The following is a 20,857-nucleotide window of genomic DNA, read 5'->3' as shown; positions in this document are numbered from 1 at the left end:
GGGCGTCCTCGGCCGCCGGTTTCAGCGTCGGTCCCCGGCGGCCCGTACGAGGGCGTCGAAGAGGGCCTGTTGCGCGGTGTCCTCGTGGGCGGTGTCCTCGGGGTGCCACTGGACGGCGGCGAACCAGCCGGGGGCGCCCCGGAGTTCGAGTCCTTCCGCGGTGCCGTCGGCGGCGCGGGCGGTGACCTCCAGACCCTCGCCCAGCCGGTCCACCCGCTGGTGGTGGTAGCAGGACGCCTCCACCTTCTGCGCGCCGGTGGCCCGCTCCAGCACGGTTCCGCGCCGGAGCGCCACCGGGTGCGCGAGGTGGCGGTGTTCGCGCTCCGGGCCGCCCATGTCCTGTTCCAGGGTGCCGCCGAGGGCGACGTTGACGACCTGCAGGCCCCGGCAGACCGCCAGCAGGGGGATGCCCGAGTGCAGGGCGGCGCGGGCGGCTTCGAGGTCGAAGGCGTCCTGTACCTCGTCGACGTCGTACACGCTGTCGTGGGTGTCCGTGGCGCCGTAGCGGTACGGGGCGAGGTCACCGCCGCCCGGGAGGAGGACGCCGTCGAAGCGGGCGAGGCGGGCGGCCACGTCGCCGGCGGCGGGGTGGATGCTCGCGGGTTCGCCGCCCGCCCGCCAGACGGCCTCGATCAGGGCGCGGGCGTTGACCTCGGCGGCGTACCGCAGTGCGGAGGTCGTGGCGGAGAAGCGGGCGGGTACCGCTATCAGGGGCCGGGTCACAGCTGGATCCACGTGGTCTTCAGCTCGGTGTACTTCTCGATGGCGTGGGCGGACTTGTCGCGGCCGTTGCCCGACTGCCTCATCCCGCCGAAGGGCACGGTCAGATCCCCCTCCTCGTAGCAGTTGACCCAGACCGTGCCGGCCCTGAGCGCGCGGGAGACCTGGTGGGCGGTGGACAGGTCGGAGGTCCACAGGCCGGCGGCGAGACCGTACTCGGTGTCGTTGGCCAGCCGTACGGCCTCGTCGAGGTCGTCGAAGGTGAGGACGGACAGGACGGGGCCGAAGATCTCCTCGCGGGCCAGCCGCATGCCGGGGTCCACCCGGTCGAAGACGGTGGGCCGCAGATAGCTGCCGCCGGTGTCCGTCAGGGTGCGCTCGCCGCCCGCTCGCAGTCGCGCGCCTTCGGCGACACCCGTGCCGATGTGGCCGAGGACGCGCTCCAGATGGGCCCCGCGGACCAGCGCGCCCATCTCGGTGGCCGGGTCCAGCGGGTCGCCGACGCGCAGTTCCCGGGCGCGGGCCACGATCGCCTCGGTGACGCGTTCGGCGACGGAGGAGTGCACCAGGAGCCGGGACGGGGCGGTGCACATCTCGCCCTGGTTGAAGAAGATGCCCCAGGCGGCGGTGGCGGCGGCCTTTTCCAGGTCGGGGGCGTCGGGGAGGATGATGTTCGGCGACTTGCCGCCCAGCTCCAGCCAGACCCGCTTGAGGTTGGAGTCGGCGGCGTAGCGCAGGAAGTGCCGGCCCACGGCCGTGGAGCCGGTGAAGGCCAGCACGTCCACATCGGGGTGCAGTCCGATCGCCCGCCCGGCCGTCGGCCCGTCCCCGGTGACGACGTTGAGGACGCCCGGCGGCAGTCCGGCCTCGGTGGCGATCCGGCCCAGCAGCAGGGCGGACAGCGGGGAGTTCTCCGAGGGCTTCAGGACGACCGTGCAGCCGGCGGCCAGCGCCGGGGCCACCTTCCAGCTCGCCAGTGTCAGGGGGAAGTTCCACGGCACCACCGCGCCCACGACACCCGTCGGTTCGCGGGTGACCAGGGCCAGGGCGTCGGGGGAGGTGTGGGGCGACTCGTCGGTGAGTTTGTCGGCCAGCTGCCCGTACCAGCGGAAGGTGTTGATCGCGGCGCGCAGCTCGATGTCGTGCGCTTCCCTGAACGGCTTGCCCATCTCCAGGGTGATGGTCAGGGCGAGCTCCTCCCGCCGCTCCTCCAGGAGTTCGGCGACGCGGAGCAGGATCCGGCCTCGGTCGGCGGGTGCCAGGCGGGGCCAGGGGCCCGAGTCGAAGGCGCGGCGGGCGGCGGCCACGGCCAGGTCGACCTCGGCGCTCCGCGCGTCGGCGACCTCGACGAGGACCTGACCGTCACGGGGTGACACGACGGCGAAGGAGGCGCCCCCGCCCGGCTCGTCCACCCCGTCGATGTGGTGCTGGTCGGGCAGATCCAGTTCCTTGGCGCGACGGAGCAGGTCGTCGTGGGCGAGGGCGGCGGGCATCAGCTCTCCTCTTCCTGTCTTTGTGCGGGGTTCTTTGTGCGGGGTTCTTCGGGCGGGGGCTCTTTGTGAGGGTTCGAACCGGTGAAGGTGCGTGGCGGTCAGTCCGCGATTGTCCGGCGGTCCCGGGTCACCCGTGCCACGACGAGACCCAGCACCAGCACCGCGGGGACGGTCAGTTGCAGCCACACGGCGGTGGCCCGGTCGCCGCCGATGAGCGTGGTGAAGTTCTCGATGATCAGCCAGATCGCCCAGGCGATGCCGAGCGCGCCCAGGACCGGTGCGATCAGCGTGTTCCACGGCCGGGTGTCGGCACGGGTGCGGCGGAAGAAGACGACCACGGAGACGGAGGTCAGGAAGTACAGGAGCATCATCGCCAGGACTGCCACACCGCTGAACCAGGAGAAGAGCGTCAGCACGGGGTCCTTGCCCAGGAGCGCGAACGGGATGACCAGGGCCGCCGCGATCACGGTCTGGACGAGGCCGGCCGCCCAGGGGGAGTGGCGCCGGTTGAGCGAGGTCAGCCCGCGCGGCAGCAGACCCTCACGGCCCAGGGAGAACAGGTAGCGGTTGGCGGAGTTGTGGAACGCCAGGATGCCCGCGAACAGCGAGGTGGCCAGCAGGACGGGCAGCACGTCGCCGGTCCACGCGCCGAACTCCGCCGCGATGGGGGCGAAGACCCAGCCCGCGGCGTCACCGCTCTCCAGCGCCTTGCCCGCCTCCGCCATCGCCTGTGCCGCGCCGTGCGCGGAGACCAGCATCCACGAGGTGAAGGCGAAGAAGCCGGTGACGACCGCGACCGACAGATAGGTGGCGCGCGGCACCGTCTTCTTCGGCTCCCGGGCCTCCTCGCCGTAGATGGCGGTCGCCTCGAAGCCGAACATCGATGCCACGGCGAACATCAGCGCCACACCGGGAGCGCCCTGGAGCGCCGCGTCCGGCGAGAAGCTGTCGGCGAGGCCGAGCCCTTCGGGGCCGCCGCCCTTGAAGAAGGTCACGAAGGCGAAGGCGATCAGGATGCTGAACTCCGCCAGGACGAACACGGCCAGGAGCTTGGCGCCCATCTCGATCCCGGCGGCGCCGAGGACCTGGACCACCACCATGGTGACCAGCGCCCACACCCACCAGGCGATCGTCACGTCGGCGTAGTGCTCGACGAGGCCGCTCACCGTCGCGCCGTAGAGCCCGTACATCGCGGCCTGGATGGCGCAGTAGGCGAAGAGCGCGACGCCGGCGCTGCCGGACCCGGTCGAGCGGCCCAGGCCCTTGCCGATGTACGTGTAGAAGGCGCCGGCGTCCACGACGTGGCGGCCCATGGCGACGAAGCCGATGGAGAACAGCAGGATCACGACGCCGGCGGCGAGATACGCGGCGGGGACACCGGCCCCGTTGCCGATGACGACGGCGATGGGCACGGCTCCGGCTATGCCGGTCAGCGGGGCCTGGGCGGAAAGGACGAAGAACAGGATGCCCAGGACGCCCAGGGAATCGGGCTTGAGCCTGCCTGCCGTGGATGGATCCTGCGAGCTGTGCGGGGCGACCGCCGTCTGACTGTCCACTCGGATCACCTGTCGGGGACGGGGAGGGATGGATTCGTTTAGACCCAAACGAGTTGCCTCATCGTGAGCCCGAACTATCCGTTTGGCAAGGGGTCCCGTGAAGATTTCCGCCGGGTTTTCCGGTCCCGCGCCGGGACGCCGAAAAGCCCCGGACGCCGCACGTCCGGGGCCGGAACCGCTGAGGTCAGCGGCTATGCGTGGGCGTCGCCGGCTTCGTCGGCGGCACGGGTTCGGTGGGCGCCGCCGTTGGCGTCGAGCAGCCGCAACAGGGAGCGCAGCTCCTCCAGAGCGGCGTCCGTGACGTCGGGCTCGCCGAGGACGAGCTGATGCAGGACCAGACCGTCGAGCGCGGCGAAGACCAGCCGGGTCAGCGCCTTGTCCGCGCCGGCCGGCAGCATCCGGCCCAGCTCGCGCCGGGCGGCGTCGAAGTACTCGTCGTACAGCTCGCGGATCTGCGGCAGCAGCTCCGGCCGGCGCCGGGATTCGAGCAGCAGCTCGTACTGGAAGGCCTGGGTGTCCGGGTCGGCCGTGACCATCTCGGACAGCCCGGTGGAGAAGTCCGCGACCTTGCCGGTGCCCGGTTCGAGGGAGCTGGTGTTGAGCGAGGTGCGGATGGTGTGGGCGAGGGCCTCCTCGATCAGGGCGTCACGCGACCCGAAGTGGTGCACGACGAGCCCGTGGGTGACCCCCGCCTCCTCCGCGACGGCCCGGTAGGTGAGCCTGCGCAACCCGCCCCGCGCCACCACGTGCACGGCGGCGTTCAGCAGAGCCTCGCGTCCCTCGCCGTAGTTGAGGCGCCTGCGTGGCCGTCGACTCTTCGGGGCGTCGGCGGCGTCGGCGGAATCGGTCATGCGCGTGACCCTACCCGCCTGCCTCCCGCCCGCCACCTGCCCGTGACCGCGCCCGGACGTCACCGCCGGGGCGGGCGGACGCCACGGAACTCCCAGTCGCCGCCGAGCGCCGTGGAGAGGACCTCCTCGGACTCGGTGGGCTGTGCGCCGACGTCGGTGCGGACCGGGGTGGGGCCGGTGACGATGTGGTTGGTGAGCCGGCCGAGGCCCTCCACCTCCACCTCGACGACGTCGCCGGGCTGTACGGGCCGGGAGTTGGCCGGGGTGCCGGAGAGCAGGACGTCCCCCGGGTACAGCGTGATGGTGCGGGCGATGTCGGCGACGAGATAGTGCATGTCCCACTTCATCTCGTCCGTCGAACCGTCCTGGACGACCTCGCCGTTGACGTACGTCCGCAGCCGCTTTCCGTGGAAGTCCCAGTCGGTGACGAGCCCGGGACCGAGCGGGCAGAGGGTGTCGGAACCCTTCACCCGCAGCATCGAACCGGCGTCGGTGTCACGGAAGTCGTGCAGACCGTAGTCGTTGGCGACGGTGTACCCGGCGATGTACTCGCCCGCGTCCTGCGGCGCGATGTTCCGCGCGGTCCTGCCGATGACGATGGCGACCTCGCCCTCGTAGTTGAGCCACTTGCAGCCGTCGGGGCGGACGACGGCGCCCTTGTGGCTGTTGAGGGAGGAGGTCGGCTTGTGGAAGTAGGTGGGCGTGTCCGGGAGTCCGATCCGGAACTCGTCCACGCGGCTGCGGTGGTTGAGGTGGACGGCGATCACCTTCGACGGCACGACCGGCGGGAGGTGCCGGGCCTCCTCGGTCTTGACGCGGCGGCCGTCCCCGGCGACCAGTTCGTCGCCGTCGACGGTGACCTGGACGGTGGCTCCGTCGAGGAGGATGCGGCGGTACTCGGGCATGGCGGGCCTTCCTAGGGGAGTCGGTGCGGAGTGCCGGTCCAGCCGGCGGCCGGGCGGTCGAACCACAGGTGCACCTGACCGGTGCCGATGGAGTTCTCGTACTCGCCGTACTGGCGGCCCTTGGCGACGCAGTCCTGTTCGCCCAGGGCGCCGGCCAGCATCAGGTAGTGGAAGAACTTCGCCTCGGGCTTGTGCTTCCAGAACTCGTCCATGGTGTCGAGGACCTTGTCGTGCCGGCCCTCCTTGAACCAGGCGATCCGTTCTTGGTCGGCCGCGCGCGCCTCGGGCGTGAAGATGTGCGCCGGGTCGCCGGCCTCGTGGTCACGCAGCTCGCGCAGCGGCCAGAAGGTGTGCGACAGCGCGCCCGAGGCGATGACGAGGACCCGTCGCCCTGGGGTGGCGGCGATCCCGTCGGCGAGCGCCCGCCCCAGCCGCAGATGGTCCTCCATGTCGCCGGTCTGACAGACCCCGATGCTCACCCACCGCTTGTCGGGCAGACCCTCGCCGAGGAACTTCCACAGGTTGATCGTGGCGTAGTAGATCGGCAGGTACTCGTCCTCGATCGCGGTGATCCAGGTGCCGTGCTTGTCCGCGAACCTCTCGATGTTCAGGGCGAGTTCGGGATCACCGGGGAAGTCGTACGGCATCCGGCACATCCCGCGCGGCAGCTCCTCGGAGGTGAAGAGACCGGCCCGGCGCTGCTGTGCGGCGACGACGAACTCGACGGTGGTCGCCCAGTGCGAGTCGAGGACGACGACGGTGTCGTAGTCGTTGGCGGCATCGCGGTCGAAGACGTCCCGGCGCAGCTCCTGGAGGCCGGTGACGAGGGTGATCTCCTTGCCCCCGTTCAGCTCCAGCCGGTCGGCCTCCGGCAGGACGATGGTGGGGACATGGGCGAGGAGCCCCGCCCCGACGATCTCACCCATGGTTGTTCCATCCGTTCGGCGCGGTCACGGTGTTCTTCACGTCGCAGTAGAAGTCGAAGCTCCAGGTGCCGCCCTCCCGGCCGACCCCGGAGTGACGGGAGCCGCCGAAAGGAGCCCGCAGATCACGGACGAAGAAGCAGTTCACCCACACCGTGCCCGCCACCAGCCGCTCGGTCACCCGCGAGGCGCGCTCGGTGTCACCGGTGGCGAGGGTGGCGGCCAGTCCGAAACGGGTGTCGTTGGCGAGCCGGACCGCCTCGTCCTCGTCGGCGAAGGTCTGGAGCGTCAGGACCGGCCCGAAGACCTCCTCCTGCACGATCTCCGAGTCCTGGGCGACATCGGTGAGCAGGGTGGGCGCGTAGTACTGCTCGCCCTCGCGGTGCCCACCGATGACCGCACGGGCCCCGTCGGCCACGGCCCGCCGCACGAACCCGTCGATCTTCTCCAGCTGCCGGGGATGGATGGTGGGCCCGATGTCGGTGGCCTCGTCGCGCGGGTCACCCTGCTTCAGCGCCGACGCCTTCTCCACGAACCGCCGGGTGAACTCCTCCGCCACCGACTCCTCCACGAGGAACCGTGTCGCGGCCAGGCACACCTGCCCGGCGTTGTCGTACTGCTCCACCGCGAGGTCCACGGCCAGGTCCAGATCGGCGTCCGCGAACACCAACAGCGGTGACTTGCCGCCGAGTTCGAGGCTCAGCGGGGTGAGGTTGGGCGCCGCCGACCCGGCGATCCGCCTGGCCGTCGGCACCGATCCCGTGAAGCTGATCCGGCGCACGTCCGGGTGCGAGGTGAGCGCGTCACCGATCTCAGAGCCGTACCCCTGGACGACATTGAGCACCCCGGCGGGCAGCCCCGCCTCGGCGGCGATGTCCGCCAGCAGCGACGCGGTCAGCGGGGTCCACTCGGCGGGCTTGAGGATCACCGTGTTGCCGGCGGCGAGGGCCGGGGCGACCTTCCAGGTGGCCAGCATCAGCGGCGCGTTCCACGGCGTGATCAGCACGGACGGCCCAGCCGGGTCCCAGCTCACCCGGTTGGTGTGCCCGCGCGTCTCGAAGTCCTCGTGTTCCAGCGTCAGCAGCCGGTCGGCGAAGAACCGGAAGTTGTGCGCCACCCGCGGCATCACACCCCGCCGGTGCGACCGCAGCAGCGCCCCGTTGTCGTTCGTCTCGACGACGGCCAGCTCTTCGAGCCGCTTCTCGACCCCGTCGGCGATGGCGTGCAGGACCCGGGCGCGTTCGGTGCGGGGGGTGGCGGCCCAGCCGGGAAAGGCCTCACGGGCGGCGGCGACAGCGGCGTCGACCTCGCCGGGACCGCCACGAGCGATCTCGCCGAGGACACGACCGTCGACGGGGGAGACGTCGGTGAAGGTCTCGGCGGAGGCGACCCGCTGTCCGCCGATCCAGTGCCGGGTGTCGACGGAGACGCCGGCGACGACGATTTTGTCAGACATGAAAGGGGATTCCTTCTCGGGATAGGGACGGACCCGCTCACCTGGGTGCGCGGGGCTGGGTGGATATGCGGCTCCGCCGCGTGGGCGCGACCAGCCCCCGACCACCCGCGTTCGACGACGGGCCTACTCGGCGCTCGCGCCCGACAGCCCGGACTCCAACAACCGTCCGCCGTCCCAGACGACCCCCACCTGCCGGTAGTACGCGGCGATCGGCTCACGGATCTCCAGGCGGGCCAACTCCTCGGTCGGCGCCTCGAACAGCTCCAACTCGGCCTCACCCACCCACGGCCGACCCCCCTCGAAGGAAGCCGCCCCGGTCTCGATCAGCTCATCGAGGGCCAATCCCTTCCCCTTCTCGATGGACGGCAGCCACCGGTGATGAGCCATGGGATGCGCGTTCACGAACCCGTTCGTCTCGGCCGGCTCCCGCAGCGTCACCACGGTCTGCGCGAGCCGCCGGTCCGCCGCCGCCAGCGTCGCCCCGAATCGCGCCCCCGCCTCGATCCGCGGCGCGGGCCCCAGCGGATGGGGCCGCGCCTGGTGGATGGACCCGAGCTTCTTCGGATATCCCTGGTGCAGCCCGCGGGCGATCGCGAAGTCCTTGTCGACCCAGATGTAGACGCACCGCGAGTACGTCCGCCCCCTGTACGCGCAGCGGACGACCGCGAAGGCCTCCTTGTACTGGGAGAGCACGGGGTCGAGCAGTTCCGCCCCCGACGCCGAGCAGGACTGCCAGTCGGCCCAGATCAGCGCGACCGCGCCGGGGTCCTCGTCGGCCAACTCCAGTGGCTCCGGCAGCAGTTCACGCACCCGCGCGGGGTCCGTGCGGTACTCGACGGTGAGCAGGTCGCCCGAGTAGCGCCAGGGCGGGGAGGGGATGAGCGACGAGCCGCCGCTCGCCGTCTTGGGGTGGAAGTATCCACGGACACTGGTCATGGTCAGGAGGGTCCTTACGCGGTGAGGGCGGGCTGCTTGAGCAGCTCGGCGCGGTAGCGGGCGGCGGCGGACACGGTGGCGGGGCCGCCGAGCGCGACGACGCCGACCAGCCGGCCGTCGTGGTGGTAGCCGACCAGGACGTCCGCGGCCGGGTCGCCGTCCAGGACCCGTACGTCGTCCCGGCCGAGGACCGGCGCGCCGAAGGACTGGAGCCGGAAGTCGTGCTGGTCGCTCCAGAAGGTGGGCAGCGGTCCGAAGGCAGCCGACTGCGCCTCCGCGCCGGTGAGATGGCCGACCAGCACCTTCGCCGCGTGCTTGGCGGTGTCCGTGGGAATCGACCAGTGCTCGACCCGGCGGGGTACGCCGTCGTAGCGGGCGTTGGGGAAACGGGCGACATCGCCGACGGCGACCACCTCGGGCCGCCCGCCGACCCGCAGCTGCTCGCAGGTGAGCACTCCGTCGGACAGGTCGAGGCCGTTGCCCTCCAGCCACTCGACGTTGGCGACCGAGCCCACCGACTCCACCACCACGTCGGCGGGCAGTACGGTCCCGTCGCCGAGCACCACACCCGTGACCCGCTCCTCGCCCTCGAACCCGGCGACGCCCGTGCCGAGCGCGAACCGCACCCCGCGCTCCTCGTGCCGGCGCAGCAGCGTGCGACCGAGCAGCTCACCGAGCGGACCGACCATGGGCAGCGGCAGCGGATCGACCACGGTCACCTCGGCGACCCCGAGGCCCACGGCCGTGGCGGCGACCTCGCAGCCGATGAACCCGGCGCCGATCACGACCACCCGGGCACCGGGCCGGGTCAGCTCGTCCCGCAGGCCCTGCGCGTCGGCCACCGTACGGACCGTGTGGCGGCCGGCGAGCGGACCGGAGCAGCCGAGCCGACGCGGCCGCATACCGGTGGCGACGACCAGACCGTCGTACGACAGTGTCGAGCCGTCGTCCAGCTCGACGGTCCGCTCGTCGAGGCGCGCGGCGGCGACCCGCGTGCCGAGCCGCCACTCCACGTCGGCCACGCTCGCGCGGGGACGGAAGGCCAGAGACTCGAAGGGCGCCTTGCCTGCCAGCACCTCCTTGGAGAGCGGGGGCCGGTTGTAGGGCATGTGCGGCTCGTCGCCGACGACGGTGACGGCCCCGGTCCAGCCCGCCGCCCGCAGCTGCTCGGCGGCCCGCAGACCCGCCATGGAGGCGCCGGCGACGACAACGCGTGTGCTCATCTGCTCAGGCCTCGATCCGGATGGCCTGGAGCGGACAGACGTCGGCGGCTTCCTCGACCTCGTCGAGCAGCGCGTCGTCGGGGTCGCTGACGTAGGCCAGGCGCCCGTTCCCGTCGAGCTGGAAGACGTCCGGGGCGGCGAACACGCACTGTCCGTGGTCCTGGCACTTGTTCATGTCGACGACGACCTTCATGGGGACCTCCAGCTCGTTTGGCTTCAAACAACATAGAAAGTCGTCCACTCCTGGTCAATACCTGTCCAGGTGGATAATTTTTTGTGGCCGGCCCCTTGCGGGCCGATGGAGTCGTTCTTATCGTTTGGAATCAAATAATTGGCCCCAGTCGTCGAGGAGACAACGGTGAGCGCATCCGAAACGCCGCCCGTCGGGCACTACGCCGTCGGGCACTACCAGGAGCGACTGGCCGCAGAGGGCATCGACGTGGTCCGGGTGACCTACCCCGACCTCATCGGCACCGACCGGGCCCGCGATGTACTGCTCGACCAGCTGCCGACGGCCTGCGAGCACGGACTCGCCTTCTGCCGGGCGGTCTACCACACCTCACCCCAGGGCAACGTCGTCCCCGTGCCCGGAGGCCTCGACGCCGGCCTGCCCGACATCCATGTGCGCCCGGACCTCGACACCCTGCTCGCCCTGCCCTGGGAGCCCGGAGTCGCCACCTGTCTCGGCGAGACCATCGACCCGGCCACCGGGGCACCTGCCCCCGAGTCCCCCCGCGACCTGCTGCGCTCGGTGCTCGCCCGCTGCGCCGAGCAGGGCCTGCGCCCGGTCGTCGGACCCGAACTCGAGTACTTCCTCTGCGACGAGGACCCCGCGTCCCCCAGCGGCTGGAAGCGCTACTCGGGCGCCGCCGGCGCCGTCTACACCGCCGGCCTGCGCGCCGACCCCGACAACCACCTGTTGCGCACCCTGCGCCGGCTCCGCGACCTGCGCATCGGCGTCACCAACGGCAACCACGAGTTCGACGGCGGCCAGTTCGAGATCAACCTGACGCATTCCGAGGCCCTCTCGGCCGCCGACCGCTCCTTCCGCTTCAAGGCCGCCGTCAAGGAACTCGCGCGCAAGGAGGGCCGCCTCGCCACCTTCATGGCCCGGCCCTTCAACGACGCGGGCGGCTCCGGCTTCCACATCCACCTGTCCTGCGACGACGAGCGGGGACACAACACCTTCGACGACCCGGCGGGCCGGTACGGGCTGTCCGACACCGCCCGCCACGCCATCGCCGGCGTCCTCGCCCACGCCCCGGCCCTCGCCGCCCTCGCCAACCCGACGGTCAACTCCTACAAGCGGTTCGGCCCGGACACCCTCGCGCCCTGGCTGATCGACTGGGGCCTGGACAACCGCAGCGCCATGGTCCGCATCCCGCCCGAGCGCGGCTCCGGCGCCCGTCTGGAACTGCGGCTCGGCGACGCCGGAGCCAACCCGTATCTGCTGATCGCGGGCACGCTCGCCGCCGCGCTGCTCGGCGTCCGGGCCGGCGCGGAGCCCCCCGCCCCGCTGGAGGGCTACGGCTACGACACCGCCCGAGCGGCCGTGCTGCCGATGAGCCTGCCCGCCGCCCTCGACGCGCTGGAGGCGGACACCGCCCTCACCGAGCTCCTCGGCAAGGACTTCACCACCTCGTACCTCACCTACAAGCGCGATGAGGTCGCACGCTTCCAACGGCACGTCACCGACTGGGAGTTCACCGAGTACGCCTACCACCTGTGAAGCCCGGGAGAACCACCGCCATGACCACTTCCGCCCACCTCCCCCCCGCCCTCGTGCGCGAAGCCGTCCAGGAGCCCATGCCGCTGGACGACGTGGACCTCGCCGACCTCGACAACTTCACCGACGGCGTCACCCCGTGGCGCATGTTCCACACCCTGCGCCACGAGGACCCGGTGCACTGGCAGCCGGAGGAGGCCCCCAACTCCGGCTTCTGGGCGGTCACCCGGCACGCCGACATCGCCCGCGTCGACCGCGACGCCGAGACCTTCACCTCGACGAGGTTCGTCAACCTCGAAGAGGTGGACGACGATCAGATCAAGACCCGCGCCTCCATCCTGGAGCTGGACGGCGTCCGCCACCGCGCGCTGCGCAGCGTGATCCAGCGCCAGTTCGGCGCGAGTGTCATCAACAGCTACACCGACTTCCTGCGCGGCCTCACCGCCACCACCCTCGACGCGGCCCTCGCCAAGGGCACCTTCGACTTCGTCGCCGACGTCTCCGCCGACTTCCCCATCAACGTCCTCGCCCGGCTCCTCGATGTCCCGCCGGAGGACAACCAGCGGCTCATCGACTGGGGCAACCGCATCATCGGCAACACCGACCCCGACTATGCCGACGTCCTGCTGAACAGCGCGGAGAGCGAGCAGTACCGGCACCTGCCGTTCCGCTCACCCGCCTCCCTCGAAGTCTTCGAGTACGGCCGCGAACTGGCCCGGCAGCGACGCGGCGGCGACGGCACCGACCTGGTCTCCAAGCTGGTCAACACCACCCCGCGCGACGGCGTCCCGCTCTCCGCGCAGGACTTCGACAACTACTTCCTGCTCCTCGTCGTCGCCGGCAACGAGACCACCCGCCACACCATCACCCACTCCATGCTGGCCCTGCTCCAGCACCCGGAGCAGCTCGCCCGCCTCCAGGAGGACCCGTCGCTGATCCCGACGGCGACCGAGGAGTTCCTGCGCTGGGCGTCCCCCGTCTACCACTTCCGCCGCACCGCGACCCGTGACGTCGAACTCGGCGGCAAGCAGGTCAAGGAGGGCGACAAGGTCGTCATGTGGTACGCCTCCGGCAACCGCGACGAGGAGGTCTTCGGCAACCCCTACGACCTCGACGTCGCCCGTGCCGACAACGACCACGTCACCTTCGGCAAGGGCAGCCCGCACCTGTGCCTGGGCAACCTGCTGGCCCGCACGGAGATCCGCATCATGTTCGAGGAGCTGATCCCACGCCTCGCCGACATCCGCCTCGTCGGTGACGTCCCGCGCGTCCGCTCCAACTTCGTCAACGGCATCAAGAAGCTACCGGTCGAGGTGACCCTCGCCTGACACACTCTCGGGCACCGGTGGGGGAGATGCCCGCCGGTGCCCGAGTCACTCCGAAGCGTCGCGCTCTACCGGCGCGCTCCGGTGCGGGTAGGGCCCACGTCGACTTCGTGCACTCCGCCGAGGGCAGAGGCGTACGACAGGCACTAGCCCTCCCGCCCCCACGGCCGCAGCTTCTCGGGGTTGCGGACCGCCCAGATGTGGGTGACGCGTCCCTCGGAGATGCCGAACGAGGCCACGGTCATGACGACGCCGGCACGCCGGGCCACCAGGCCCGGTACGCCGTTGACCGACCGCTCCAGGAGTTCGAGCCCCGGAGCCCTGTCGGCGATGGCGGCCATGTACTCGGCGATGCGCGCGCCGCCCTCGACCGGGCGCAGGACGGTGCCGACCATGCCGCCGCCGTCGGCGGTCATCACGGCGGCCGGGTCGAGGAGATTGACGAGGGCCGCGATGTCCCTGGTCTCCCACGCCACTTTGACGCGCCGCACCACGTCGGATCGGCCGGTCGCCGTCACCGGAGCGCGCGCGCCGCCGACCCGTCGTCGGGCGGAGGCCGCCAGCTGCTTGCAGGCCGCGGGCGTCCGGCCAAGGACGTCGGCGATCTCGGCGAACGGGTACCGGAAGACGTCGTGCAGGACGAACGCCACCCGCTCGGCGGGCGTCATCGACTCCAGGACGACGAGGAAGGCCATGGCCACCGACTCGTCCATGACGATCTGGTCGGCGGGGTCCGCGGGACCGGTGGGGCCGACGCCGTCCGTGTGGTCCCGCTCGGTGCGGTCGGGCAGCGGCTCGGGCAGCCACGCGCCGACATAGCGTTCACGGCGGGCCCGCGCCGAACTGAGCAGGTCCAGGCAGATACGGCCGGTCACCGTCGTCAGCCAGGCGCCGGGGGACAGGATCTCCTCCTGCCGGCCCCGTGGCAGCCCGTACCAGCGTGCGTAGGCATCCTGTACGGCGTCCTCGGCCTCGGTCACCGAACCGAGCAACCGGTAGGCGATGTTGACCAGTTGGCGTCGCTCGCCTGCCGTCCCGTCCGTGCCGGCCCCCATAGTCCCCATGCCTTCGGCCGCCCCCCTCGCCTTACCTTTCGCGGGCTCGCGTCGTCGTACCGGTGAGACCTTATCGATCTACTGCCCGAGGGCGGAAAAGGGGACTGTGGCATGGCCACTCAGGTGACGGCGACGGCGAACGCACAGCGCGGCTCCTCGTTCCTGCGGATCGCGATCGCCCTGCAGACCTTGACCATCTTCCTCCAGGCGGTCTCCGCCGGACTGCTGCTGACTTCGTCCTACGGAGAGACGCTGCACAGTGTCGGGGCCCGTGTGATGTACGGGGCGTCGATGCTGTACGTGCTCGCGGCGGTGCTGGCGTGGAAGCCGGGCGGCGGCTCGCCCCGGCCGGTCCGGCACGCGTCGGGCTTCCTCGTACTCGCCTCGGTCCAGGTCGTGCTCGGTATCGCGCACGTCCCGTCGGTCCATCTCCCCCTGGGCGTCCTGATGTTCGGTCTGAGTGTGCTGGCGCTGGCCCGGCGTTGAGCCTGCCCAGAGCACTGGCTCATGGGTGCCCTTCGCCGTGTGCGGCCTGTGGCCGGCCAGTTCGCCCGCTTACTCACCCACCCACCCACCCACCCGACCGGAGCGGGCACAGGATGTCGGGTGCGGCAAGGTGGCTTCTTCCTAGCGTGGTGAGCGAAAGGAAGGAGACCGGGGTGCTGGAGCGGCTGAACCAGGCCATGGAGCACATCGAGCGCCATCTCGACCAGCCGATCGAGGTGGCCGACCTGGCACGGATCGCGGTGACGTCGGAGTACCACCTGCGGCGGCTCTTCTCCGCGCTCGCGGGCATGCCGCTGTCGGAGTACGTCCGGCGCCGACGGCTCACCGTCGCCGGCGCCGAGGTGCTGGCCGGCGAACGGACCCTGCTGGAGATCGCCGTGCGCTACGGCTACGGCTCGGGGGAGGCGTTCGCACGGGCGTTCCGTGCCCTGCACGGCGTCGGCCCCGGTGAGGCCCGGCGGACCGGCGCGACGCTGCGGTCCCAGCCCCGGATGTCCTTCCGCCTCGTCGTCGAAGGGAGCAGCAGCATGCGATACCGCGTCGTGGAGAGGGAGGAGTTCCGGGTGGTCGGGAGGAGGACCCGGGTCCCGCTCGTGCACGAGGGTGTGAACCCGGCGATCGCCGACTTCATCCGGAGCATCGGCCAGGAGACACTTCGGCAGATCGAGAGCCTGTCCGATCAGGAGCCGCAGGGGATCGTCTCGATCAGTGACAACATTGCCGAGAGCCGGGCCGAAGGGACCGAACTCGACTACTTCCACGGGGCGGTGACCCGCGCCACCGCGCCCGACGGCATGGACGAGCTGACCGTCCCGGCGGGGACCTGGGCCGTCTTCGAGAACTCCGGACCGTTCCCACAGGCGCTGCAGTATCTGTGGCGGGACGTGTTCACGCAGTGGTTCCCGTCCAATCCGTACCGGAGCCGACCGGGCCCCGAGATCCTGCGGACCCGGCTGTCGCAGGACGCGGCGCAGGCGGACGCGGAGCTGTGGATTCCGGTGGAGCGGACTCCGCTCTGAGCGCCGGCGCGCGGCGACTTCGCGTCGTCGCGCGCCTCCCCTCCGGTCGTCGTCCGCCGGTAGCGTGAAACGACGTCGACCTGAGGTGGGGACATGAGGGCGATCGTCGTGGGGGCGGGTATCGGGGGACTGGCCGCGACACTGAGTCTGCGGCGCGCCGGGTGCGACGTGACGCTCGTCGAGCAGGCGCCGCGGTTCACCGAGATCGGCGCGGGGATCCAGCTCGCGCCCAACGCCACCCGCGTCCTGCGTCGGCTGGGGCTGCTCGACGTGGTCGCCGCCCGGTCCAGCCGGCCGTCCCGGCTGAGCTTTCGCACCTGGTCCGACGGCGGTGAGATCTGCGGCTTCGCGCTGGGCCGCGAGGTCGAGGACGCGTTCGGGGCGCCGTACCTCCAGGCCCACCGGGCCGACCTGCACCAGGCCCTGGCCGCCGCCGTGCCGCCCGAGTCGGTGCGGCTGAACACCGTGGTCGTCGGCATCGAGCAGGACGGCGGGTCCGCGCGGGTGACGACGGCCGACGGGGAGCGCCTGGAGGCGGACCTCGTCGTCGCCGCGGACGGCGTACGTTCCCGGGCCCGCCAGTGGCTGTTCGGCGCCGACGAGGCCCTGTTCTCGGGGACCGCCGCCTACCGGGCCCTGCTGCCGGCCGACGAGGTGGCCGGCCTGGACCTCCCGGAGTACGCGCTCTGGCTCGGGCCCGGACGGCACTTCGTGCACTACTGGGTGCGACGAGGGGAACTGCTCAACGTCGTGGGCGTCATCGAAACCGGGGCGGCGCAGGAGTCGTGGACCGCTCGGGCCGAGCCGGGGGAGTATCTGCGCGCGTTCGAAGGGTGGGACCCCCGGGTGCTCGACGTCCTCGGACGGACGGGGACGGTGCTCCGCTACGGCATCCATACCCGGGCCCCGCTCGCCCGCTGGAGCTCCGGGCGCGTGACCCTGCTCGGCGACAGCGCTCACGCGATGGTGCCGTTCCAAGCCCAGGGCGCGGCCCAGGCCCTGGTCGACGCGGCGGTGCTCGGCGACTGCCTCGCGGACGCGGCACCGGCCGACGTACCCGACGCGCTGGACCGGTACGTCGGCCGGCGGCTGGCCACCGCCACGAAGGCGCAGGCCGGTTCGGCGAAGGCGGGTGAGGACTACCACCTCCCGGACGGGCCGGAGGCACGCGCCCGGAACGCCCGCCTGGCGGCGCAGGCGGCGGAGAACGAGTTCGGCCCCCATGCGGGCGCGTGGGGAATCGACGCTTTCGACGAGCGGCAGGCGTCGTAGATCGGGCCCGCCCCCACCGTGAGGCGAGCCGTGGTGGAGGCGAGTCGGCTCAACCGGGGCCGCGCCCACCGGTGGGCGCGGCCCCGGGTCGAGGCAGGGGCGTCCGTCAGACGGCTGCCGATGCCGCGTGCAGATTCTTCGCCGCCAGGGCCAGGCCCTCCGTCTGGGAGTAGGCCGCGTCCTCGTGCTCGATGTTCACGGCCATGTCCGGGTCGATGTCGGCGAGGGCGCGCAGGAACTCGGTCCAGAAGGGGACGTCGTTGCCCTCGCCGACGGCGACGAACTTCCAGGCCGGGTTCTCGGGCCAGGCGTTGCACCAGAAGCCGTAGCCGGTGGGGACCTTGCCGTGCGCATCGGCGGGCACGCGCGTGAACGACGTGTCCAGGACACCGCGGATGTCGGCGCCGGGGCAGAGCGTGGCGTCCTTCGCGGCGGCGTGGAACACCAGCGGGCCCAGCCACTTGACGGAGGCCACGATGTCCATGCCCTGCCACATCAGGTGCGAGGGGTCCATCTCCGCGCCGACGTTCGTCAGACCGCCCTCGTCGACGAGACGCTTCAGTGTGACCGGGGAGAACACCACGTTGTGCGGGTGCATCTCGATGGCCACCCGGATGTCGTTCTCCCGGGCGAGCGCGTCGATCTCCTTCCAGAACTCGACGGCCACGCCCCACTGGTAGTCCAGGACGTCCATGTAGACGCCGTCCCAGGGGTTGACGACCCAGGAGGGGTACTTGGCGTCGGGGTCGGAGCCCGGTGTGCCGGACATGGTGACGACGTGCTTCACGCCGAGCAGGCCCGCGAGGCGGATGGTGCGGCGCAGGTCGTCGGCGTGCTTGGGGCCGACACCAGGAAGCGGGTTGAGCGGGTTGCCGTTGCAGTTGAGGCCGGTGAGTTCCATGCCCCGGTCGGCGAAGGCCGCCAGGTACTCCTCGCGGGCCGTGGCCGAGGACAGCAGCAGGTCGACCGGGCAGTGCGGGGAGGGGATGAAGCCGCCGGTGTTGACCTCGACCGAGGTCAGACCGTTCTCCTTGAGGATGTCGAGGGCCTCGGGGAGTGTCCGGTCGTGCAGGCAGGCGGTGTAGGCGCCGAGCTTGAGGGCCATGTGTCCTTTTCCTTCTCTACGGGCTCTACGAGCTCTACGGTGGTCAGGCGACGGGCGGGACCGCGACGGCGGTGCCACCGGCCCGGGAGGACTCGACGACGGCCTTGATGATCTCCATCGTCCGCAGCGCGTCGGCGAACGTGGCACAGGCCGGCAGCGGCTCGGCGACCCCCGCGACCTGGTCGAGGAAGGCGCGGGCCTGGTAGATGAAGTTGTCGCCGTTGCCGGCACCCACACCGGCCGCCTCCATGGGGACGCCGCCCGCGAAGTACGGCATCTGCGGTCCGGCGATGATCTGCCGGGCGCCGCGCGTACGGCCGTCGGGCTGGGCGTCGTCGAAGAGGTACTCGGCGGGCCGGTGCTGGTCGAACGCGGCCCGGCCGCCGAGGCCCAGGACGTCGAAGAAAAGCCCGTTGGGCAGGCCGAAGCCGGTGCGCGTCACCGAGAACGTGCCCACGAGCCCGGACTCGAAGCGGGCCGTGAACGACGCGGTGTCCTCGTTCTCGACCTCGCCGAACTCCTCGGAGACCGGTGCGGCGTTGTGCCCGACGACTGCGCCCAGCGGCAGCGGGCGCTTGGGGATCTGCGTCGACAGCATGGCACCGGAGACCGAGGCGATGGGCCCGGCCACGTACTCGGCGGCGTCGATGACGTGCGAGCCGACGTCACCCAGCGCGCCGGAACCCGGGCCGCCCTTGAACCGCCAGCTCAGCGGGCCGTTCGGGTCGATCGCGTAGTCGCACCAGTATCGGCCGCCGAACAGGGTCAGGTCACCCAGCTCGCCGCGCTGGACGTGGTCGCGGATCGCGGCGATGCCGGGGGAGCGGCGGAAGGTGTAGCCGACGGAGGTGACGACCTCGGCGGAACGCTCCAACTCGGCCATCGCACGGGCGTCTTCGAGCGACCCGGCCAACGGCTTCTCGCACAGCACGTGCTTGCCCGCCGCGACCAGCGCCTCCGCGATCGGCCGGTGCAGGGCGTTTCCGACGACGATGCTCACCGCGTCGATCGTCGGGTCCTCGACCACGGCCTCCCAGCTGGGAAGCGCCTTCTCGAACCCGTAGCGGCGCGCGGCGTCCTCGCCCAGCGCGACATTGGCGTCGGCTATCGCGGCCAGCCGGACCGGCGGCAGCCCGGCGCCGAAGACCGTGTTGACGTTGCGGTAACCGGAGGCATGGCTGCGGCCGGCCATACCGGCGCCGATGACCGCGACGGAGATGGGCTTGCCCGAAGTCGTCATGGGGGTGCCTTTCGAAAAGTCCCTGTGGGGGAAGGTCAGCTGGAGGTGGGGAAGTCGAAGCCGGCGGTCACCTGCTGGGCGGGCTGGGGCCAGCGGGTGGTGACGACCTTGGGGCGGGTGTAGAAGCGGATGCCGTCGGGGCCGTGGATGGGGGAGTCGCCGATGAGGGAGTCCTTCCAGCCGCCGAAGGAGTAGTACGACATCGGCACGGGCACGGGGACGTTGATGCCGATCATGCCGACCTTGATGTGGCGCTGGAATCGGCGGGCGGCTTCGCCGGAGGCGGTGAACAGGGCGGTGCCGTTGCCGTACGGGTTGGCGTTGATCAGGTCGATCGCCTGGTCGAGGCTCTCGGCGCGGATGACGGCGAGGACCGGCCCGAACAGCTCCTCCTTGTAGGCGTCCATCTCGGTGGTGACGTGGTCCAGGAGGGAGGGGCCGGTGAAGAAGCCCTCCTCGTGGCCGTCGACCTTCAGCCCACGCCCGTCGACCACCACCGTGGCCCCCTGCGCTGCCGCGCCGCCGACCGCGTTCTCGACGCGCTCCTGCGCGGCCCGGGTGACCAGCGGGCCCATCTCGGTGCCGGGCTGGTCGCCCGGGCCGACCTTCACCTCGCGGGCCTTGCGCTCCAGCACCTCGACCAGGGCGTCGGCGGCGTCGCCGACCGCCACGGCCACGGAGACGGCCATGCAGCGCTCGCCGGCCGAGCCGTAGGCGCCGGCGGTGATGTGGTTGGCGGCGAACTCCAGGTCGGCGTCGGGGAGGACGACGGCGTGGTTCTTGGCGCCGCCGAGGGCCTGGACGCGCTTGCCGTGGGCGGTGGCGGTCTCGTGGACGTACCTGGCGATCGGGGTGGAGCCGACGAAGGAGACAGCCTCGATCCGGGGGTGGGTGAGGATCGCGTCGACCGCGTCCTTGCCGCCGTGCACGACGTTGAAGACACCGTCCGGCAGCCCGGCGCGCCGGTAGAGGCCGGCGACGAAGTTCGCCGCGGACGGGTCGCGCTCGCTCGGCTTCAGGATGAAGGTGTTGCCGGTGGCGATGGCGATCGGGTGCATCCAAAGAGGCACCATGGCGGGGAAGTTGAACGGTGTGATGCCCGCGACGACTCCGAGTGGCTGGCGGAAGTCGTGCACGTCCACTCCGCGCGAGACCTGGTCGGAGAAGGATCCCTTGAGGACGTCGCCGAGGCCGCAGGCGTACTCGACGACCTCCCGGCCGCGGGTGATCTCGCCGCGCGCGTCGTCGACGGTCTTGCCGTGCTCGGCGGAAATGATCCGCCCGAGTTCCTCCTCGTGCTCGACGAGCAACTGCCGCAAGGCGAACATCACCTGGGTGCGCTGGGACAGCGACGACTCCGACCAGGTCTCGAAGGCGTTCGCGGCGGCTGCCACGGCTGCGTCCACGTCGGCGCCGCCGCCGAGGGCGACGCGGGCCTGCTCCCTGCCGGTGGCCGGGTTGAACACGGGCGCGGTCTGTGGCCCCGTACCGGCGGTGGGGGAGCCGTTGATCCAGTGCTGGATGGTATTCACGGTGCGGGTTTCC

The 20,857-nt window shown here is 71.4% G+C and carries 19 protein-coding genes; 5 read left to right on the top strand and 14 right to left on the bottom strand.

The features are described 5' to 3' along the window. Window positions 1-21 precede the first annotated feature (21 nt). The 10 genes from OG622_RS06885 to OG622_RS06840 all read right to left on the bottom strand — a co-directional run bounded on the left by OG622_RS06885 (window position 22) and on the right by OG622_RS06840 (window position 10,256). Entirely contained in the window at window positions 22-723 is a 702-nt protein-coding gene (locus OG622_RS06885) for a gamma-glutamyl-gamma-aminobutyrate hydrolase family protein (protein ID WP_371574117.1), read from the bottom strand. Beyond that, window positions 720-2,213, bottom strand: coding sequence for an aldehyde dehydrogenase (locus tag OG622_RS06880; RefSeq protein WP_371574116.1), 1,494 nt, complete (start codon window positions 2,211-2,213; stop codon window positions 720-722). The genes OG622_RS06885 and OG622_RS06880 overlap by 4 nt, the downstream gene beginning before the upstream one ends. A gap of 98 nt (window positions 2,214-2,311) precedes the next feature. Beyond that, window positions 2,312-3,769 (bottom strand): APC family permease, encoded by a 1,458-nt coding sequence (locus tag OG622_RS06875; protein WP_371574115.1) that lies wholly within the window; start codon window positions 3,767-3,769, stop codon window positions 2,312-2,314. A 191-nt stretch (window positions 3,770-3,960) separates the two neighbouring features. After that, window positions 3,961-4,620: a TetR/AcrR family transcriptional regulator gene (locus tag OG622_RS06870; protein WP_371574114.1), complete on the bottom strand. Its 660-nt coding sequence runs from the start codon at window positions 4,618-4,620 to the stop codon at window positions 3,961-3,963. A gap of 59 nt (window positions 4,621-4,679) precedes the next feature. After that, window positions 4,680-5,525 (bottom strand): fumarylacetoacetate hydrolase family protein, encoded by an 846-nt coding sequence (locus tag OG622_RS06865; protein ID WP_371574113.1) that lies wholly within the window; start codon window positions 5,523-5,525, stop codon window positions 4,680-4,682. Window positions 5,526-5,536: 11 nt separating this feature from the next. After that, window positions 5,537-6,451 carry a 3,4-dihydroxyphenylacetate 2,3-dioxygenase gene (locus tag OG622_RS06860; protein ID WP_371574112.1) on the bottom strand — a complete coding sequence of 305 codons (915 nt, stop codon included), beginning with the start codon at window positions 6,449-6,451 and terminating at the stop codon, window positions 5,537-5,539. Next, window positions 6,444-7,904, bottom strand: coding sequence for an aldehyde dehydrogenase (locus tag OG622_RS06855; RefSeq protein WP_371574111.1), 1,461 nt, complete (start codon window positions 7,902-7,904; stop codon window positions 6,444-6,446). Before OG622_RS06855 ends, OG622_RS06860 begins: the two co-directional genes overlap by 8 nt. Window positions 7,905-8,027: 123 nt before the next feature. Further along, window positions 8,028-8,840: an acetoacetate decarboxylase family protein gene (locus OG622_RS06850; protein ID WP_371574110.1), complete on the bottom strand. Its 813-nt coding sequence runs from the start codon at window positions 8,838-8,840 to the stop codon at window positions 8,028-8,030. Between the two features lie 14 nt (window positions 8,841-8,854). After that, window positions 8,855-10,063 carry an NAD(P)/FAD-dependent oxidoreductase gene (locus tag OG622_RS06845; RefSeq protein WP_371574109.1) on the bottom strand — a complete coding sequence of 403 codons (1,209 nt, stop codon included), beginning with the start codon at window positions 10,061-10,063 and terminating at the stop codon, window positions 8,855-8,857. 4 nt (window positions 10,064-10,067) lie between these two features. Further along, the gene (locus OG622_RS06840) at window positions 10,068-10,256 is read right to left on the bottom strand and encodes a ferredoxin (protein WP_086755097.1); all 189 of its coding nucleotides are present in this window, start codon (window positions 10,254-10,256) and stop codon (window positions 10,068-10,070) included. A gap of 165 nt (window positions 10,257-10,421) precedes the next feature. Here OG622_RS06840 and OG622_RS06835 point away from each other — a divergent pair, with 165 nt between their 5' ends. After that, window positions 10,422-11,792 (top strand): glutamine synthetase family protein, encoded by a 1,371-nt coding sequence (locus OG622_RS06835; protein WP_371574108.1) that lies wholly within the window; start codon window positions 10,422-10,424, stop codon window positions 11,790-11,792. Window positions 11,793-11,812: 20 nt separating this feature from the next. Beyond that, a complete protein-coding gene (locus OG622_RS06830; RefSeq protein ID WP_371574107.1) occupies window positions 11,813-13,117 on the top strand; it encodes a cytochrome P450 in 1,305 nt (434 codons plus the stop codon). Window positions 13,118-13,260: 143 nt separating this feature from the next. Here OG622_RS06830 and sigJ read toward each other — a convergent pair whose 3' ends face one another. Then, a complete protein-coding gene (gene sigJ / locus OG622_RS06825; RefSeq protein WP_371574106.1) occupies window positions 13,261-14,178 on the bottom strand; it encodes an RNA polymerase sigma factor SigJ in 918 nt (305 codons plus the stop codon). Between the two features lie 102 nt (window positions 14,179-14,280). Between sigJ and OG622_RS06820 the strand changes: the two genes are divergently transcribed. The 3 genes from OG622_RS06820 to OG622_RS06810 all read left to right on the top strand — a co-directional run bounded on the left by OG622_RS06820 (window position 14,281) and on the right by OG622_RS06810 (window position 16,967). After that, entirely contained in the window at window positions 14,281-14,655 is a 375-nt protein-coding gene (locus OG622_RS06820) for a hypothetical protein (protein WP_371574105.1), read from the top strand. Between the two features lie 173 nt (window positions 14,656-14,828). Then, entirely contained in the window at window positions 14,829-15,695 is an 867-nt protein-coding gene (locus OG622_RS06815) for a GyrI-like domain-containing protein (protein WP_371584019.1), read from the top strand. Window positions 15,696-15,788: 93 nt separating this feature from the next. Next, window positions 15,789-16,967: an FAD-dependent monooxygenase gene (locus OG622_RS06810; RefSeq protein ID WP_371574104.1), complete on the top strand. Its 1,179-nt coding sequence runs from the start codon at window positions 15,789-15,791 to the stop codon at window positions 16,965-16,967. A 106-nt stretch (window positions 16,968-17,073) separates the two neighbouring features. Here OG622_RS06810 and OG622_RS06805 read toward each other — a convergent pair whose 3' ends face one another. From OG622_RS06805 to OG622_RS06795, 3 genes are read right to left on the bottom strand one after another with little or no spacing between them, the layout of a single operon-like run. Further along, on the bottom strand, window positions 17,074-18,072 hold the full coding sequence (locus tag OG622_RS06805; RefSeq protein WP_371574103.1) for a sugar phosphate isomerase/epimerase family protein: 999 nt from the start codon (window positions 18,070-18,072) through the stop codon (window positions 17,074-17,076). A 43-nt stretch (window positions 18,073-18,115) separates the two neighbouring features. Further along, window positions 18,116-19,312: a Gfo/Idh/MocA family protein gene (locus OG622_RS06800; RefSeq protein ID WP_371574102.1), complete on the bottom strand. Its 1,197-nt coding sequence runs from the start codon at window positions 19,310-19,312 to the stop codon at window positions 18,116-18,118. A 35-nt stretch (window positions 19,313-19,347) separates the two neighbouring features. Next, a complete protein-coding gene (locus OG622_RS06795) occupies window positions 19,348-20,844 on the bottom strand; it encodes a CoA-acylating methylmalonate-semialdehyde dehydrogenase (RefSeq protein ID WP_371574101.1) in 1,497 nt (498 codons plus the stop codon). Window positions 20,845-20,857: the final 13 nt, after the last annotated feature.

This window comes from Streptomyces sp. NBC_01314 (genome assembly GCF_041435215.1).
Taxonomy (GTDB): Bacteria; Actinomycetota; Actinomycetes; order Streptomycetales; family Streptomycetaceae; genus Streptomyces.
Note: the sequence above shows the minus strand (reverse complement) of the source record. Positions and strands in the feature narration are given on the sequence as shown.